The 17,150-nt window shown below is 68.2% G+C and carries 13 protein-coding genes; 6 read left to right on the top strand and 7 right to left on the bottom strand.

Going from position 1 to position 17,150, the window contains the following annotated elements:
• Positions 1-95: 95 nt before the first annotated feature.
• Complete coding sequence (locus AB0L82_RS19325) at positions 96-1,025, top strand: hypothetical protein (protein ID WP_364637611.1); 930 nt, start codon at positions 96-98, stop codon at positions 1,023-1,025.
• A 60-nt stretch (positions 1,026-1,085) separates the two neighbouring features.
• On the opposite strand, the gene AB0L82_RS19320 is transcribed toward AB0L82_RS19325, so the two are convergent.
• The gene (locus AB0L82_RS19320) at positions 1,086-1,949 is read right to left on the bottom strand and encodes a DUF1266 domain-containing protein (RefSeq protein ID WP_364637609.1); all 864 of its coding nucleotides are present in this window, start codon (positions 1,947-1,949) and stop codon (positions 1,086-1,088) included.
• Between the two features lie 131 nt (positions 1,950-2,080).
• On the opposite strand from AB0L82_RS19320, the gene AB0L82_RS19315 reads away from it, so the two are divergent.
• Complete coding sequence (locus tag AB0L82_RS19315) at positions 2,081-2,365, top strand: DUF2277 domain-containing protein (protein ID WP_364637607.1); 285 nt, start codon at positions 2,081-2,083, stop codon at positions 2,363-2,365.
• Positions 2,366-2,386: 21 nt separating this feature from the next.
• Here AB0L82_RS19315 and AB0L82_RS19310 read toward each other — a convergent pair whose 3' ends face one another.
• Positions 2,387-3,634: a helix-turn-helix domain-containing protein gene (locus AB0L82_RS19310; protein WP_364637605.1), complete on the bottom strand. Its 1,248-nt coding sequence runs from the start codon at positions 3,632-3,634 to the stop codon at positions 2,387-2,389.
• A 360-nt stretch (positions 3,635-3,994) separates the two neighbouring features.
• Between AB0L82_RS19310 and AB0L82_RS19305 the strand changes: the two genes are divergently transcribed.
• A complete protein-coding gene (locus tag AB0L82_RS19305) occupies positions 3,995-5,536 on the top strand; it encodes an aldehyde dehydrogenase family protein (RefSeq protein WP_364638006.1) in 1,542 nt (513 codons plus the stop codon).
• Entirely contained in the window at positions 5,533-6,363 is an 831-nt protein-coding gene (locus AB0L82_RS19300; RefSeq protein WP_364637603.1) for an SDR family oxidoreductase, read from the top strand. Before AB0L82_RS19305 ends, AB0L82_RS19300 begins: the two co-directional genes overlap by 4 nt.
• 79 nt (positions 6,364-6,442) lie before the next feature.
• Here the strand turns inward: AB0L82_RS19300 and AB0L82_RS19295 are convergent, their stop codons facing one another.
• Positions 6,443-7,756, bottom strand: coding sequence for a TerD family protein (locus tag AB0L82_RS19295; protein WP_364637601.1), 1,314 nt, complete (start codon positions 7,754-7,756; stop codon positions 6,443-6,445).
• Between the two features lie 51 nt (positions 7,757-7,807).
• Here AB0L82_RS19295 and AB0L82_RS19290 point away from each other — a divergent pair, with 51 nt between their 5' ends.
• On the top strand, positions 7,808-8,680 hold the full coding sequence (locus AB0L82_RS19290; RefSeq protein ID WP_364637599.1) for a PfkB family carbohydrate kinase: 873 nt from the start codon (positions 7,808-7,810) through the stop codon (positions 8,678-8,680).
• On the opposite strand, the gene AB0L82_RS19285 is transcribed toward AB0L82_RS19290, so the two are convergent.
• The 3 genes from AB0L82_RS19285 to AB0L82_RS19275 all read right to left on the bottom strand — a co-directional run bounded on the left by AB0L82_RS19285 (position 8,665) and on the right by AB0L82_RS19275 (position 14,338).
• Positions 8,665-9,348, bottom strand: a complete 684-nt coding sequence (locus tag AB0L82_RS19285; protein ID WP_364637597.1) for a nucleoside/nucleotide kinase family protein — start codon at positions 9,346-9,348, stop codon at positions 8,665-8,667. The two genes, AB0L82_RS19290 and AB0L82_RS19285, sit on opposite strands and share 16 nt — an antisense overlap.
• Positions 9,349-9,461: 113 nt before the next feature.
• Positions 9,462-11,687: a protein kinase gene (locus AB0L82_RS19280; RefSeq protein ID WP_364637595.1), complete on the bottom strand. Its 2,226-nt coding sequence runs from the start codon at positions 11,685-11,687 to the stop codon at positions 9,462-9,464.
• Positions 11,684-14,338, bottom strand: coding sequence for a serine/threonine-protein kinase (locus AB0L82_RS19275; RefSeq protein ID WP_364637593.1), 2,655 nt, complete (start codon positions 14,336-14,338; stop codon positions 11,684-11,686). The genes AB0L82_RS19280 and AB0L82_RS19275 overlap by 4 nt, the downstream gene beginning before the upstream one ends.
• A gap of 246 nt (positions 14,339-14,584) precedes the next feature.
• Here AB0L82_RS19275 and AB0L82_RS19270 point away from each other — a divergent pair, with 246 nt between their 5' ends.
• Entirely contained in the window at positions 14,585-16,012 is a 1,428-nt protein-coding gene (locus tag AB0L82_RS19270; RefSeq protein ID WP_364637591.1) for an amidase family protein, read from the top strand.
• Between the two features lie 111 nt (positions 16,013-16,123).
• On the opposite strand, the gene AB0L82_RS19265 is transcribed toward AB0L82_RS19270, so the two are convergent.
• Complete coding sequence (locus tag AB0L82_RS19265) at positions 16,124-17,011, bottom strand: LysR substrate-binding domain-containing protein (RefSeq protein WP_364637589.1); 888 nt, start codon at positions 17,009-17,011, stop codon at positions 16,124-16,126.
• Positions 17,012-17,150: the final 139 nt, after the last annotated feature.

The following is a 17,150-nucleotide window of genomic DNA, read 5'->3' as shown; positions in this document are numbered from 1 at the left end:
CGTCGGGACGGTCACCCCCTGGTGTCGGACCGAGTGGTCACAATGATGGCATGGTCGTCCCATCGTGAGCGACGACACAACAGAGCGCAGGGGGTATGGACATAGTCGAGCTACGGACACCCACAGCGATTGTGCGGCACGGCAACGGGCGACTGACGGTGCTGCGGCCGGGAACGGACGGCGAGCGCGTGCTCGACGTACCGGTCGCCGAACTCCTCAAGGTGCGGTTGAACCGGCGCGCGGATGACGCCGTCGTCATCGAGATCTATCTCCGCTATCCCACCCCCGTGCTCACCGGCGTGCCCGCCGACCGCACTCCCCTGCCGGTGCTCATCGCCGAACACGATGTGCCCGCCGCCACCGTCATCGTCGAGCGGATCAACAATCAGATCCTGGCCACCCAGCGCCTGGATGTGGCTTCCCCCGACCTGAATCCGCCCGCACCGTCCTGGGGCCGCACCGGTCCCGCCCGCGCCGATGTGGATCGCGCGGTACGCCGGATGGCGCCCAAGCGCGATGCCAAACCGGCCGTCGCCGCGCTGCACCGCTATGTCACCGCCGATGAGTATCTGCTGGAGGCCGCGCTCGTGAACGCGCAGCCGCCCGCCGCGAAAGGCGCTGGGCTGCTTGCGGTCAGCACCACCCGGCTGATGTTCATCTCGCTCGGCGCCGGTAAGCGGTTCGCGCATGAGCTACCCATCGCGGCCCTGCTGTGGGCGCGCACCACCGATGACAGCGCGGGCTCGGGCACCACGCCGGGCGAGTACGGCGTCGAGGTGAATGACGGCAATCTGTCCTGGCATTTCACCGGGACCGATCGCGCCGATACCGAAAGGGTCACCGGCGCACTGAATTTCGCGATCCAGCGGGAATCCGCCGACGGGGCAGCCGGTCCCGCCGATCCGGGCGTGCACAAGCTCTACTCCGAATGGGAGCTGCTCGTCGAGCGGCACTCGCTCGCCATGGTCGACGACGCGCAATTCCAGCGCTACGGCCGCGGCATCCTGCGGTCCCTGCCCGACTGAGAAGAATCCGGCCGAGGAAAAAGAGAACTGACCCGCCGTGCGGCGGGTCAGTCGATGGGCCTAATCCTCCGGCTGTTCCGGTTCCGCCTCGGGCTGGAGTTCGATGCGCCGCCACGGACTGGTCGGGCGCATCCACAGGCGCAGCAGTTCCATGCGCCGGTCCACCCCGCCGGATTTGAGTTCGGCGAGATCCTCACACGCCTGCCAGTAGGTCCACCCCGCGAGATAGGCATCGCCGAATTGCCGCCAGTTGCGGTATTTGCGCTGGGCCAGCGGCAGGGCGCGCATGAGGTAGTCCCAGGCCACATCGGCCTCGAAATAGCCTGCGGTGTAAGCCATCCGGCTGACCGCGACCACGCGGGCCAGATCCCACGCCTGGATATCGGTGGGCAGCGGGCGCACCAGATGTTCGGTCAGGCCGAGTTTGATGGCCTGGGACCAGATGTCGTAATCGCGTACCAGCGCTTCGGGATTCTCCATCCCGCGGAACGAGCCGACCTGGCGCAGGAACGCGCGATGCCGGTCGGCGCGCTCGCCGAAGCGGTCGCGTTCGGGGGAATTGATGCCCGCCATCACCAGTGGATGCACGAGCGCGTAGAGCGGTGAATGCATGCCTTCCAGGAGTTGCTCCATGGATGCCATGGCCTCGGTGCCGTCGGTGATGCCCCAGGCTCCGGTGAGGGTGTCGATGGCGAGTTCGCGGCGATCGCCGAGCGGATGCTCGCGTTCGGGTCCGAGCAGCAGTGCGTCGTGGAAGGCGTCCCAGCGGGCGGAGTAGAAACCGCCGAGCGCCAGAGCGCGAAGTTCGTCGTCGGAGACCTGTGCGCCGGACCAGTGGTCTTCCTCGCGCTGGTCGAGCTCCGGGTAGGGGAAAGTCGTCAGCGTTGGCACGTCGCGGGCGGGCATACCTCGATTCTTACTCATCGGTGTTGGAGTGGCCGAGTATTCGCCGATCGCGTGTGGCGGCTTTCTCGAGCCCGTCGGAGTGTGATTCCGGCGCAAGCCCCGGATTCTTCACCTGTCATGCTTTTAATTCCGGCATTACTCTCTCGGGCATGTGTAGAAATATCACCATCCTGCGCGGGCTGGAGCCCCCCGCGACGGACCAGGAAATCTACGCGGCCGCGCAGCAATTCGTCCGCAAGATCAGCGGCGTCTCGGGCTTGACGACCGCTACGAAACCGGCCGTGGACAAGGCGGTGGAGGCCATCGCGGCCGCCACCACGCAGCTGCTGGCGGAACTGCCGGATCGGCGGGTGCCGGTGGCGGCGGACAATGAGCCGCCGTTGCGCCGCATCGCCGCTCGTGAGGCCGCCGCCCGCGATGAGGACGCGAGCTAGAGCGGGCGGAGGGCGTCCGGTTCAGACGCCGTAGACGGCCACGCAGTCGAGCGCGATCTCCAGGCGCGGGCCGCGCCGGTCGATGGAGTGATCGAGTAGTTCTTCTATGCGCTGAATTCGGTAGCGCACGGTGTTCTTGTGTACGCCCAGTATTTTCGCGGCCGCGTCCGGACTGCGGCGGGCGCGTAAATAGGCGTGCAGCGTTTCGCGCAGGCGCGCCGATTGTGCGTCGGGTGCCGCGAGCGCGCCCAATTCCCTGTCGATGAGTGCCCGCATGGCGGTCTCGTCGGCTCCGGCCAGATAGGCCACCTCGACATCGGGATAGCGCACCACGGCAGGTAGCCCGGGCCGGGCGCGTTCGGCGACCTGCCGGGCGGCGATGGCCTCGCGGTGTCCGCCGCGGAATCCGGCGACCCCGGCGGCGGGCACCCCGGCGGCCACCCGGACGGCCGTTTCGACCGGCCAGGCGGCTCGTGCGGAGTCCGGGAGCTCATCGTCCAGGCCGATCCACGCCCACAGCGCCGCGGCCCCGGAGGGGACGGTCAGGACGCTGCCGTTGCCGAGGGCGCTGGCGCAGCGGGCGGCGACGCGGTCCAGCAGTCCGGCGATATCGTCCGAGCCGTCGGGCGGGGTGAGCGTGGTGTCCTCATCGGTCCACAGGACGAGGGCCAGATGTCGTTGGGCGAGCCGGTAGCCGAGCCGGGCGGAGGCGAGTTCGATATCGAGTTCGCCGCCGTCGAGCAGGGCGCGCACGATTTCGGCGCGCTGGTTGAGCGCGGCGCGCAGACCGCTCTCGCGCTCCTGCATATAGGTGTCGGTGAGCGCTTCGACCGAGGTGCTGATCCAGCGTGTGGAACGGTCGAAAAGCCTTAGCAGGACATCTCTTTCGATGTCCCGGGGCAGCTGTCCCTGACCGACGATCTCGGTCATGTAGTCGAGCAGCGCCTCCTGGCCGACGTGGTAGACGCGCAGCAGCAGCCGCACATCGTGGCCGCGCCGGGCGACGGTGCGAGCGAAGGCGTGCGCCTGTTCGGGCACCGGATAGTCGAACCGGTCCTGGGTGAGTCCGCTGAGCACCTCGTAGGCGTGCGCGCGGGTGCTGGCGGACAGATCGCGGCGCATATCCCGGTCGCGGAGTTCGGGAACGCGGGCGATGATCGCGCTGTCCAGGCGGGTAAGCACCTGTTCCAGGTTCTCGGTGCGCAGGTTTTCCGCGACGAAATCGGCGATCCACTGCCGGGTGGCCTCGCTGGTCTCGATAATTGCCACGGGTGGACCTTCCCCTTTGGTTCCAGAGCACAAATACGACCGGAATCCTTGAGCCCAGAAGCCAAGAATGTCCCGGCGAAATTGTGTCACGATCATAGTTCAGTGAGCTGTCGCACAGCTCACGGAGCCGAACCGGTTCGCAATGCAGCGCACGTGGGAGAGCACACCGTGACCAATACCGAGCCCGCCGCGGGTTCCGCCCGTAAGACCGCACCCCGTAAGGCCGCCGCCAACGGCACCGCCAAGAAGGCGGCCGCGAAACCGGCGGCCAAGGCCGAGCCCGCCGTCCCGGCGGAGCCCGCGGCCGTGGTCGCCGCCGCTCCGGAAGCCGCCGCGGCGGCGGAACCGGCTGCCGCACAGGTGATTCCGACCGAGCTCGAGGTGCGCAATCCCGCCACCGGCGAGGTCGCGGGCACGGTGCCGATCGATTCGGCGGCGACGGTGGCGGCCAAGGTGGCCGAACTGCGCCTGCATCAGCCCGAATGGGAGGCCATCGGCCCGGACGGGCGGAAGGAATGGCTGCTCAAACTCCAGGACTGGCTGGTCGACAATACCGACGCGCTCGCCGACATCCTGCAGTCCGAGACCGGTAAGGCGCGCATCGACGCGCTCATCGATCCCGCCTTCTCCATCGACCTGACCGGGTACTACGCCCGCCGGGCCGCGAAATTCCTTGCGGACGAACATCCTTCACCACACAGCCCGCTGGCCCGGGTGAAGTCGCTGACCCGGGTGTTCCGGCCGTATCCGGTGGTCGGTGTCATCACGCCGTGGAACTTCCCGCTCGCGATGCCGGTGATCGATGTGATTCCGGCGCTGGCCGCGGGTGCCGCCGTCATTCTGAAACCCTCCGAGGTGACGCCGCTTTCGGCGGTCGCGCTGGTGCGCGGCTGGCGTGAGATCGGTGCGCCGCCGGTGCTCGATATCGTCACGGGCGCGGGCGAGACCGGTGCGGCCGTCGTCGGCCATGTCGACTACGTGCAGTTCACCGGTTCCACCCCGACCGGCCGCAAGATCGCCGCGGCCTGCACCGAGCGGATGATTCCGTACAGCCTGGAGCTGGGCGGTAAGGATCCGGCCATCGTGCTCGCCGACGCCGATCTGGATCGCGCCGCGCACGGTATCGCCTTCGGCGGCCTGTTCAATGCCGGGCAGGTCTGCATCTCGGTCGAGCGCGTCTACGTGGAAGCGCCGGTCTACGACGAATTCCTGCAGAAGCTGACCGCCGCCGTCAAGGAGGTCCGGCAGGGCGTGGACGGCCGCGAACCCAAGTACGACATCGGCGCACTGGCCAACGAGGCGCAGGCCGGGATCGTGCAGCGGCATGTCGACGAGGCCGTGAAGGCGGGCGCGCGGGTGCTCACCGGCGGTCAGCGCACCGGTGTCGGCACGCTGTTCGAGCCGACCGTGCTCGCCGATGTCGATCACTCCATGAGCTGTATGACCGAGGAAACCTTCGGCCCGACGGTGCCGGTCATGAAGGTGGCCGATGAGGCGGAAGCCATTCGGCTGGCCAATGATTCGATCTACGGCCTGTCCGCGTCGGTGTGGAGCGGTGACAAGGATCGCGCGGAACGCATTGCGCGCCAGCTGAATGCGGGCGCGGTCAATATCAACGACGTATTCGCGAACATGTTCAGTTTCGCGCTGCCCATGGGCGGCTGGGGGCTGTCCGGCGTGGGTGCGCGCTGGGGTGGGGCGAACGGGGTGCGCAAGTACTGCCGGCAGCAGGCCATCACCAAGCCGATCCTGCCGACGCAGACCAAAGAGCTGCTGTGGTTCCCGTATTCGCCGACCAAGCTGGCGTTCTCGCTGGCCGCCATGCGGGCCGCGGGTGCGCGCGGACTGCGCCGGTTGAGCGTGCAGGCCGTGTTCGACACCGTGAAGGGGACCGGTAAATGACCGACTTCAGTGGGATCTCCGGCAAGGTCGTGGTGATCACCGGTGGTGCGCGCGGTATCGGGCTGGCCACCGCGACGGCGTTGCGGGCGCTCGGCGCGAAGATCGCCATCGGCGATATCGACGAGGTGAGCGTCAAGGAGTCCGGCGCCGCACGGGGTTTCGAGGTGTACGGGCGGCTCGATGTCACCGATCAGCAGTCGTTCGAGACCTTCCTCGATGACGTCGAGCGGGAGCTCGGGCCGATCGATGTGCTGATCAACAATGCCGGGATCATGCCCACCGGGCGACTGGTGGACGAGCCGGACGCGATCACCCGCCGCATTCTGGATATCAATGTGTACGGCGTGATCCTGGGTTCCAAGCTGGCGGTGGCGCGCATGCTGCCGCGCGGCAGGGGCCACGTCATCAATATCGCGTCGCTGGCCGGGGAGACCCATATTCCGGGTCTGGCCACCTACAACGCGAGCAAGCACGCGGTGCTCGGGTTCACCGACACCCTGCGCGAGGAGTACCGGGGCACCGGGGTGCGGTTCTCGTCGGTGCTGCCGACGCTCACCAAAACCGAACTGGGGTCCGGGGTTTCGACGCCGGCGCTGCTGCGCCCGGCCGAACCGGAGGAGATCGCGGACGCCATCACCCGGTTGATCGTGGAGCCGAAATCCAAGGTGCGGGTGACCACGGTGGCGGGTCTCATCTCGCAGGTGGTCGGGCTGCTGCCGGAGGCGCTGGGTGATGCGCTGGGGCGGGCGCTGGGTGCGCAGAGCGCGTTCCTGGACGATGTCGATTCCGGTGCGCGCAAGGCGTACGAATCACGGGTACGCGGTTAGTTTCACCGCGTGATGGAACTGAAACGGGTTGTGGCCGAGAGCAATTCGGCCGCAACCCGTTACCGTTTCCGCGTCGTGATCAGTGCACGGTGGCCAGCACGAAACGTTTTCCGGGATCGATCATCTTGGAAACCGTTGCGCCGTCGCCGTATTCGCCGAGCGCGGTCATATTCCAGCCCTGCGATGCGCGGGTCAGCATGCACATGAAAAGTCCGGTGCGGCGATCACCGCGGGAGAGTTCGAAACGCACCAGTTCCGCGCCGGAGAAATCGTCGACCAAACGGCAGAAGGCGCGCGCGATTTCGTCGAATTTCTGGCCCGAGTAGGAATTCACGGTGAAGAGCAGGGCGTACACGTCGGGGGGCAGCGCGGGCAGGTCGACCGTGATCACCTCGTCATCGCCCTCGCCCGCACCGGTGAGATTGTCGCCGGAATGCTTTATCGCGCCCTTGAACGCGGACAGCTTCACGAACCAGACCTTGCCCAATTCCTTGGCCTGCCGGTTGTAGGCGACCACCGAGGCGTCGAGGTCGATATCCTTGCCGCGCTTGGCCGGATCCCAGCCGAGCGCCATTTTCACGCGGGTGAGCGAGGGCGCGCCGGTCTTGGTGAGCGAGACGGTCTCGTTCTTGCTCAGGGACACTCGGCCCTTGTCGAGGCTGACGGTCGCCTCGCCGAATCTGGGCTGCGGCGGGGGTGTGAAGGACTGCGGCTGCGGCGCGTACGGCTGCTGCGGCGCACCCTGCTGGTACGGCGGCGGAGACTGATACGGATTCTGCTGCGACGGTGGGTAATACGACGGTGGCGGCGGATAGTTCGGCACGGGTGGCGGGTAATTCACCGTCGTCGGCGCGGGCGGCGGATAGTTGACCGGTGGTGGCGGGTACGCCTGCTGTGGTGCGGGCGCGTCATCGACGGTGATGCCGAAATCGGTGGCGATTCCGGCGAGCCCGTTCGCGTAGCCCTGGCCGACGGCGCGCACCTTCCAACTCCCCTGCCGCCGATAGATTTCCACGCCGATCAGCGCGGTCTCGGTGCTCAGATCGGTGGGTGTGAAACTGGCCAGGGTTCGCCCGGTCGGATCGGCGACGGTGATGGTGAGTCGTCCGGCGCGCCCCCAGTTGGGCGGTCCGGAACCGTCCAGGCTGGCGGTGACCACGATCCGGTCGATCTCGGCGGGCACCTGCCGGGTGGCGATCCGAATGCGGTTGGGCGGTTGGGCGGTGACGCCGGGACCGACCGGCTGGTTGTAGAAGATGAAATCGCTGTCGGATCGGACCTTGCCGGTGCCGGTGAGCAGCAGGGCCGCCACATCCACCGCGGTTGCCGCGCTGACCTCGACGACCACTTCGTCCGCGTTGATCGGCGCGTTCGCGCCCTTGGTCAATTCCATTGCCTGCCTTACCTCCCCGTTTCCACCACGGTAGCGCCGTATCGTCACCTGATGGACGACAACGGAGCGGTATTCATCGGACTGTCCACCCTGGACCTGGCGTACGCGGTGGACCGATATCCCGCCGAGGACAGCAAGACCCAGGCCGATGAATTGTTCCTGGGCGCGGGCGGTCCGGCCGCCAATGCCGCGATCGCCTACGCGCACCTGTCCGGCCGGGTGCCGACGCTGGTCACTGCGCTGGGCAAACATCCACTGGCGGAGCTCATCCGGGGCGATCTGCAACAGCACGGGGTCGGTGTCACCGATCTGACGCCGGACAGCGCGCAGCAGCCGCCGGTGTCCTCGATCATCGTGGCGACCGCGACGGCGACGCGAACCATCGTGTCGCTGGACGGTTCCCGCGTATACGCGCCATTCGACAGCGAGGCCGCGGAGCACCTGCACCGGGTATCGGTGGTACTGGTGGACGGGCACTATGCCGAACCGTCCCTGCGGATCGCGGCGGCGGCGCGCGAGCGGGGCATCCCGGTGGTGCTGGACGCGGGGCGCTGGCGGCCGGTGCACACCGAACTGCTGCCGCTGATCGATATCGCCATCTGTTCGGCGGCCTTCGCTCCGCCGGGCGTCGCTCCCGCCGAGCTCTTCGACCGGCTGCACGCGATCGGCCCGGCGTGGGTGGCCGTCACGCACGGCGCACACCCCATCACCTATTCCATGCCCGGGGAGCGCGGTGAAATCCCCATCGGCACAACGCATGCCGTGGATACCCTGGGCGCGGGCGATATCCTGCACGGCGCGTTCTGCCATTTCCATCAGCTCGGCGAACCGTTCCCGGCGGCACTGCGGCATGCGGCCGAGGTCGCCTCGCGCTCGTGCGTTTCCGTCGGTACCCGGGCCTGGATGGATCAGACGATGCGGTAGGCGCGGCCGAATTTGCGCAGCACCAGATCGGCGCTGGGGCGGGTGCCCTCGACCAGGCGGGCATTGAGCAGATCGCTCTCGGCGACCTTGGTGCGCGCGGCCTCGGGACTGCGGCCGCCGCGAATATGCCTGCGCACCAGGCGTTGTTCGATGACCGGGCGCGGGACGTCGAGGTACCAGGTGGCATCGAGCAGCGGCCGCACCGCGGACCAGCCGGGTGCGCCGTGATCGTTCAGCAGCAGGTAGTTGCCCTCGGTGACGATGATGCGCTGCCGGTCGAACACGACGCCGCCGGGTACCGGTTCGTGGATCTCGCGATCGTAGGTCGGCCACGGAACCGGTTGTCCGAGTGGGGTTTCGCGCAGTTCGCGCAGCCGGGCCACATATCCGGCGGCGTCGAAGGTATCGGGTTCGCCCTTGCGCGCGAGTTCGCCGAGCGCCCGCAATTGCGCATTGGTGAGGTGGAACCCGTCCATCGGCGCGACCTCCGCGATGGCGGTCCCCGCGGCCAGATTCAATTCATCGCGGACACCGCGCGCGAGGGTGGATTTGCCCGCACCGGGCGGTCCGGCTATCCCCAGGACGAACCGACCGGACTGTCCATCAGCGCGCTGCCTGATACGCGACGCCAGCTCCGCCAGGGAAGTTTCGACACTGCCGCGGGTCACGCCGCCAACCCTACGGAATCGACCCGAAAATCGTTGCCGCCTCGCCAGGTCGGCGGGCCGATCGATATCCGCCGCGTCCGCGATCGTTCGCGACGACCGTGCCGGATCCCCGGTTACCCGTCGCGCCCGGAATCGCCCGGCGCTCGGCCGCCCTTCGGAATCGCGCGCACCAGCGCCTGTAAATCGGCCTCGAGCAGCCGGAACAGCCAGTAGCTGAGCGCGAAGGCGAGCACGCCGCCCACACTCAGCCAGCGCACCGGGACGATCACCAATTCCAGGTCCTCGCGCGAGACGAAAGTGGCGGTCACGACACCGAGCAGCGGCACCGACGCGGCCGCCGCCAGATACACATTGCTGCGCCGCGCCAAACCGAGCAGCTGTCGCCGATCGGCCGGTCCCACCGCGCCCCGCACCAGCAACTGCGGATACAGCGCCCGCACCGAATACCCGGCGATCAGGAAAAACGGATACGCGAGAGCGATTGCGGCACACACCACCTGGGCCGTGAAGAAATGCAGGAAGGTATGCGGTGGCAGCCGCGCCCCGGACGCGGACAGCGCCAGCGGCCAGGCCACGCCCGCGATCACCCACATCAGGAACGGTATCCACACCGCGCGCTCACCGAGCAGCAGTGTGTCCGCGCGGGCGCGGGCCAGCGCCGCGGGCGAATACCGATGCCCGCGGGCGAGCCGATAGGTGACCGTCAGCGGCCGCCGCGCCAGCCACAGCAGCAGCAGCGCCGCGAGCGGGAACGCGATGGCATTGTTGACCAGCGCGACCGTGCCGAACCGCTGCTGATCGACCGCGGACAGCCGATCCACGATCAGGCTCTGATTCAGCCGGATGTTGTAGACGCTGGCCAGCGCGTTCGGCACGCCGACGCACAGCGCCGCGATCGGCACCGGCCAACTCCTGGCCCGCGACCGCCAGCTCCTCGGCGGCGGATCGACCAGGTCCCGGGCGCGCGCGTCCAGGCAGAGATCCAATTGCCCGGCCAGCTCGACGCCGTTCTGCCAGCGCCGATCCGGATCCGGGTCCAGGCATTCCAGCAGGACGCGGCGCAGCGTAGCCGGGGTGTCCGGGGGCAGTGTGGCCAATGCGGCGGGTTGCACGCCTGCGCGCCGCCGCGCCAGCATGGCCGTCACGACCTCGTGCCCGGGTATGCCGTCCGCCGCAGGATCATCGAATGGCGCGGCGCCGGTGAGCATTTCCCACAGCAGCACGCCGAGGGAGAAGATATCGCTGCGCGCGTCCGGCATCGGCGCGGCCGGATCCAGCCGTGCGGCAAGGGCTTCCGGTGATCGCCAGCGCAGACCCTCGGGCGAATCCGACGCCACCCCACCGGAACCCGGGATACCGGCGTTCCAATACAGCGGCCCCAGTGCGAAATCCGCGAGTTTGGGCACGCCCTCGGCCGTGAACAGCACGTTCTCCGGCCGAATATCGTGATGCAGCACCCCGTGCCGCTCGGCGTAGTCGAGCGCCGCCGCCAGCCGCCGCCCCACCCATGCCACGGTCTCCGGCCAGCTCAACGCCGAAATCTCGCGCCGCACACTGGAATCCGCGGGCCGAATCTCCCCGCGCGCCTCCATCGCGGCGTCGACCGCCCGCAACAGCAGCTCACCACCGGCCGCAGGACCGGGTTGCGCACGGAGCAGGCTGAGCACCCCCGCGGCATTGCCGCCCGGCAGGTACTGCATGTACAGCAGGCGCAGCGGATTGCCGTTGCCCGCGATGAGGCGCTGATCGTAGACGCGGACGATGTAGTGGTGGTCGAGTTGGGCGACGGTGGGGCTGTCGCTGTTCGCGCCGGACTCCACCCGCACCGCGACCAGTCGCTGCATGGAGCGCTGGCGGGCCAGGAACATGCGGCTGTGCGTCACCCCGCCGAGATCGGTGAGCAGATCGAAATCGTCCAGGCGGCGGCCGGTTTCGATGCCCGCGGGCAGTTCGGGCGGCGGGGCGGGGGCGATGCCGTCCGAGAAGCGGCGGCGGATCTCCCCCGCCACCTCCGGATATTCGGCGCTGAAGGTGTCGACGTCCAGCGGCCGGTACCGGCTGCGGACCAGGTATTCCTCGCACACCAGATCCGCGAATTCGGCGCTGCGCGTGACAGCCGGGAATTCGCTGCGATAGTCGGCGATGCGCTTCTCCATACCGGCGCGCCGCCAGCGCTGCCGCATATCCACCCGCACCAGCGCGGTGAGCACATCGAGTTGCAGTGCCTCACCGTCGGGAACGTAGCCGTCCAATTCCGGCGGTTCGAGGCGGTCGCCGCGCAAGGTGGATTCCCATTCGGCGGTGAAGCGGGAAACCGCCTGCGCCGGATGCTCGTTCACGATCCGGTACCCACGGGCTCCCCGGTATCGTGAACTCGGCGACCGGGCGCCACCACACGTTCCAGGGCTTGCAGATCCGCCTCCAGCGCACGAAACATGATGTATACGGCCACGAAGGCCAGGATGCCGCCCACGCTCAGCACCCGCACCGCGACGATGACGCGCGGAATGTCCTCGGGCGGCAGGAATGTCACACCCGCCACGGCCAACAGCGGCACCGACGCCGCCACCGCCAGATACGTGGTGCAGCGGTGCCCGAGCCGATGCAGCCATACCGCGTCCTCGCCGCTGATATCCCCGTGCCGCAGGAACATCGGATATATACAGCGCACCAGGAAGAAGGTCACCAGGAAGAACGGGTACGCGACCGCGATGGCCCCGCACACCACCAGCGACACCACGAAATGCACCATGCCGCGCGTCGGTATCTCACCGGTGGACAGGCGCAGCGCGACCGGGAAGGTGATCGCGCTGATCAGCCACAGCGAGAACACGATGAGCGAAATGCGTTCTCCGGCAAGGAGTACATCGGCTCTGGCGCTGCGCAGCGTGTCCGCGTCGTAGGTCTTGCCTTTGCGCAGGCCCCGCGGCACCCGGATCACTCTCCGGCACCGATAGATGATCAGCGCCGCCCCGAGCGGGAAGAACAGCACGTTCACCAGCGCGGTGATGAGGGTGAAGGTGTGCATGGCGGCATCGGACATGCTGCTGATGATCAGCGTGTTGTTGTGCACGATGTTGTACAGCGAGGACAGCACATTGGGGATCGCGATCGCCAGGACGACGATCGGGATCAGCCAGGGCCGCAGCCGCATGCGCCAGCTGTGCGGCGGCGGATCGACCAGATCCCGCGCGCGCTGATCCAGGCACATCTCCAATTGGCTTGCCAGTATCGTCCCGCTGCTCCAGCGGTCCTCGCGGTCGGGGGCCAGACAGGTGAGCAGCACGCGGCGCAGTGCGGCCGGGCAGTCGGCGGGCACGCGTTCCAGGGCAACCTGTTCCACACCGCCGCGCCGCCGGTCCAGCATGGCCTCCAGGGTGGTGTGGTCGCCGTGGCCGCCGGGTCCGGCGGTCGAGTCATCGAATGGTTTCGCACCGGTGAGCAATTCCCACAGCACCACGCCGAGCGAGAAGATATCGGCGCGGGTGTCGAGTTCGGCGGCCGAGCGGGCGCGGCCGGGATGGCACGCCTCCAGCTGTTCGGGCGACATGTACGACAGTGAGCCGCCGAAGTAGGCGACCGGGCTGGCGTCATCGAGATTGCGGCTGAAACTGATGTTGAAGTCGGCCAGTTTCGGCACGGCCTCGGCGGTGAGCAGCACGTTCGCGGGCTTCACATCCCGGTGCAGCACCCCGTGGCTGTCCGCGTAGTCGAGCGCCTCGGCGAGTCTGCGGCCGAGCCAGGCAACGGTTTCCGGCCAGCTCAGTCCGGCGAGCTCGTCGCGCACACTGGAATCGGTGGGCCGGATCTCGCCCTTCTCCTCCATGGCCGCGTCCACGGCGTCGAGCAGCAATTGCCCGCTGCGTTCGGCGACCGGGGTGGCGCGCACCCAGCGCAGCACCCCGAGCAGGGTGCCGCCCGGCAGGAACTGCATGTAGAGCAGCCGCATGCGCCGCCCGCTGCTGGTCCGGATGCCGGAAATGAGCCGCTGGTCGAAGACCCGCACGATGTAGTCGTGGTCCAGTTGCGCCAGGGTCTGCGGTTCGGTGCCGTGATCGGCGGATACCTTGACCGCGACCAGGCGTTGCAGGGAGCGCTGCCGGGCCAGGAATACGCGCGCGAACGCACCGCTGCCGAGGCTGGTGAGCAGATCGAAATCGTCTATGCGCTGGCCGATTTCGAGCCGGTCCAGCAGTTCACCGGTTTCGGGGGCGCTGAGTCCGCCGCCGGTGGCGCGGGTGCCGTCCATCGCCGCGGCCAGGGCGGACGGGTCCTGCTGGGTGAGTTCGCCCTGCTCGGGGACCCGGGTGGAATCACCGTCCAGCAGGCCGCCCGCGCGGGTGGAGTCGATATCGAGCGGTATGCCCGGATGTGTGGAATCGCTGTCGTCGAAGGGTGCGGCCCGGGTGGCGTCATCGCCATCGCGAATGAAGGTGGACTCACCGAAAGAGTCTGCGCCCCTGGTGAATTCGCCGAGGATGTCGGCGGCCCGGGTGAACTCGGCCGAGGGCACGTGGGTGGTGCCGCCGCGGGTGGAGTCGTCCCGGGCGGCCCGCCGGGTGCTCTGATCCTCGTCATCGGCATTGAGCAGTTCGCGCAACTCGTCGGCCTGGTGCGGATACTCACGCAGGCAGTCGCGCGGATCCACGCGTTCCCCGCTGTGCCTGCGGATGACGAACTCCTCGTACACCAGCCCGGCGGGCAGATCGGGCTCGGTGAGTTCGGGGAATTCGGCGCAGTACTCGGTGAGGCGTTTGCGCCGTTCCTGCGCCGGGACCGGCCCGCCGGGGCGGCGCAGCCAGCGATGACGCATATCGACCCGGATCAACTCCAGCAGCGCGTCCCGTCGCAGCGTGCTTGCGTCAGGCAGGAAAGCTGCGATATCCGGCGGCGTGGCAGCACTGCCCCACGCCGCGGTGAACGCCGCGACCACGGTGAATTCCGTTCCGGCCGAGTGACGGCCGGAGCGGCGCTCGGAACTTGAAACCATGTCCGCACCCATCTGGCTCGGCACGGATACCGTTCGAATCCGTACTGACGATCCATAGATGGGCGGTTTTCCGATACCGGAAAAATCCGCCACACCAGACACCATCATCCCTGAGCAATAGCCGGAATGATAACTTGCGGCTGAACAGCGGATCACCCGATTTCGAACTCGAAGCGACGGGGGAACACCAGCATGTACGACGAGGGAGCCGCGCTAGCGGTTGACGCAGCGGTGAACGAGGCAGTGGTGAACGACGATAAAGCCGATATGAAGCCGGAGCCGCACATCTGCGCGGCAGAACCCGAAACTCCCGAAATCCTTCCACCCTTGGATCTGACCACCGCGACCGGGATCGCCTCCGCCGTCCAGAACGGATCGGTGACGGCCGAGCAGATGGTGGACGATGTACTCGCGCGGATTCGCGCACAAGATCGAAAAGTGAACGCGTTCAGCGAGGTTCGCTTCGACGCCGCCCGTGCCGAAGCGCGCGCGCTGGCCGAGCGGCCCGATCTGGACGTATTGCCGCTGGCCGGGGTTCCGGTCGCGGTGAAGAACAATATCGACGTCACCGGCGAGGTCACCCGCGCCGGATCGCTGGCCGGGGACAATCGGCCCGCGACCGCGGACCATCCGGTGGTGCGCCGACTACGCTCGGCCGGCGCGGTCATCGTCGGCCTGACCACGGTTCCGGAGTTCGGACTCTGGGGCGTCACCGACACCCCCGAGCGCATTACCCGCAGTCCCTGGAATCCACGCTTCAGCGCGGGCGGCTCGTCCGGCGGTTCGGGCGCGGCGGTCGGCGCGGGCATGGTGACCATCGCGCACGGCAATGACGGCTTGGGCTCGGTGCGCATTCCGGCCGCCTGCTCCGGCGTGGTCGGCGTCAAACCCGGGCGCGGCCTGGTGCCCGCCGAGGTAGGACTCGATTCCTGGGGCGGCATGACCGAGAACGGCGTGCTGGCAACCACTGTCGCGGACGCGGCGCTCATGCTGTCGGTGCTCGCCGATCGGCCCGCGCTCGCCGAACTGGATCCGCCCAAGACACTGCGCATCGGCCTGGCCACCGCCGCGCCGACCCCGCTGTCCCGGGTGGATCGGGCCTGGGCGGGCGCCGCCGATATGGCCGCGGCCGCCGCCTCCACCGCCGGGCACACCATCGGGGTGTCCGAACTCCCCTATCAGGGCGCTACTTTCGCGCTCGCCCTGCGCTGGGTGGCCAATGCCGCGCGCGAGGCGGGCACGGTTCCGCATCCGGAACTGCTGCAGCGCCGCACCCGCACGCATATCGCGCTCGGCCGCTTCGTACTGAAATCGGGTCTGCTGCGCGCGTCCCAGGTGGATCGCATCGAGGCGCGCCTGCTCGACTACTTCGAACGCTATGACGTCGCCATCACCCCGACCCTGGCCACCCCGCCGCCCCGCGCACGCCGCTGGCATTCGCGGCCGTGGCTCGCCAATATCGTTGCCAGCGCCCGGTTCTCACCGTTCACACCGCTGTGGAATCTGGTCGGCTGGCCCGCCATCTCGGTGCCGATGGGGGTGCATCAGCGCACCGGCACCCCGCTGGCCGCGCAACTCATCGGCCCGCCGGGCAGCGAGAGCACACTGCTGAAACTGGCAGCGCAGCTCGAGGCCGCCTGCCCGTGGGAGCGCACCGCGCCGGGCAAGGAGTAGGCATAGGGGCGGATACGAAAAGGGCGGTCCCGGTGCGGGACCGCCCTTTTCGATATCGCTGCTCAGCGGCGGCGGCAATGCCTCCGACCCACTACCGCCGTCTGATACGAGCTATTGCGCGGCGACCGGTTCCCGGTCCGCGAATCCGCCTTCGAGCACGCGGGCGGCGAACTCGAGGATGGTCGGGCGGTCATCGTCGGCGCGCCAGGCCACGGCCAGTTCGCACGGCGCGAGTCCGGCGACGGGTCGCGCGGTCAGGCCGGGCCAGCGGTACATGGGCACATTGTTCTCGGCGAGCAGGCAGACACCGAGTCCGAGCGAGACCGCCTCCAGGCGCTCCTCGGCGGTGGCCGCTTCCGCGCCGATCTTGGCCTGGCGGCCGCCGCGGGCGTCCGCGCCGAGCCAGAAATCGCGTGCCGCACCGGCTTCGGCGGGCATGGCGATGAAGGATTCATCGGCGAGCGCGGCGAATTCGATGGTGTCCTGTCCGGCCAGCGGATGGTTCTCCGGCAGCAGTACCCAGCGTGGCTCGGTGCGCAGCACCTGCCATCGGTAGCGACCGGTGTCGGGTACGGGCAGCCACATGAGCGCCAGGTCCGCCTGTCGCCCGGCCAGGCCACTGGACGGGTCGGTCCAGGATGCGGAGTGCAGGGCGAGGCGATGCCCGCTGGCGCTCTCCAGATCGGTGATCAGGCCGCGGCCGATGGAGGATTGGATGCCGACGCGCAGCACCTCACCCGCCTCCTGCAACGCGACATTGGTGACTTCCCAGAGCTCGAGGATGCGGCGCGCACCCTCCAGCAGTTCCTTGCCCGCGACAGTCAGTGCGACACTGCGCTGATTGCGGTCGAACAGGACCACGTCGAGTTGACGCTCCAGCTGTCGAATCTGCCGGGACAGCGTGGGCTGCGCGATGTGCAGCCGCTGGGCGGCGTTGGTGAAATGCAGTTCCTCAGCGACGGCGACGAAATACCGCAGGTCGCGCAAATGCGGGTCCATAGCCCCTTGCTATCAGAATCGGTCTTGAATATCCAGCCGTATCCGACCCAAAAGTTTGAAACTGAGTCAGAAAACAGCCGTCAGGTTTGTTAAAGACAGCATAGGGCGCGCCCGAAACTTTCCGGTAACCGGCACCGCG

It is taken from the genome of Nocardia sp. NPDC052001, assembly GCF_040680615.1.
Lineage (GTDB): Bacteria > Actinomycetota > Actinomycetes > Mycobacteriales > Mycobacteriaceae > Nocardia.
This window is presented reverse-complemented; position numbering and strand designations above follow the sequence as displayed.

Bases quoted from the DNA above. Each gene is read 5' to 3' on its own strand.
- AB0L82_RS19325 (WP_364637611.1), top strand. From the start codon at position 96: ATGGACATAGTCGAGCTACGGACACCCACAGCGATTGTGCGGCACGGC.
- AB0L82_RS19320 (WP_364637609.1), bottom strand. From the start codon at position 1,949: ATGAGTAAGAATCGAGGTATGCCCGCCCGCGACGTGCCAACGCTGACG.
- AB0L82_RS19315 (WP_364637607.1), top strand. From the start codon at position 2,081: ATGTGTAGAAATATCACCATCCTGCGCGGGCTGGAGCCCCCCGCGACG.
- AB0L82_RS19300 (WP_364637603.1), top strand. From the start codon at position 5,533: ATGACCGACTTCAGTGGGATCTCCGGCAAGGTCGTGGTGATCACCGGT.
- AB0L82_RS19295 (WP_364637601.1), bottom strand. From the start codon at position 7,756: ATGGAATTGACCAAGGGCGCGAACGCGCCGATCAACGCGGACGAAGTG.
- AB0L82_RS19290 (WP_364637599.1), top strand. From the start codon at position 7,808: ATGGACGACAACGGAGCGGTATTCATCGGACTGTCCACCCTGGACCTG.
- AB0L82_RS19275 (WP_364637593.1), bottom strand. From the start codon at position 14,338: ATGGTTTCAAGTTCCGAGCGCCGCTCCGGCCGTCACTCGGCCGGAACG.
- AB0L82_RS19265 (WP_364637589.1), bottom strand. From the start codon at position 17,011: ATGGACCCGCATTTGCGCGACCTGCGGTATTTCGTCGCCGTCGCTGAG.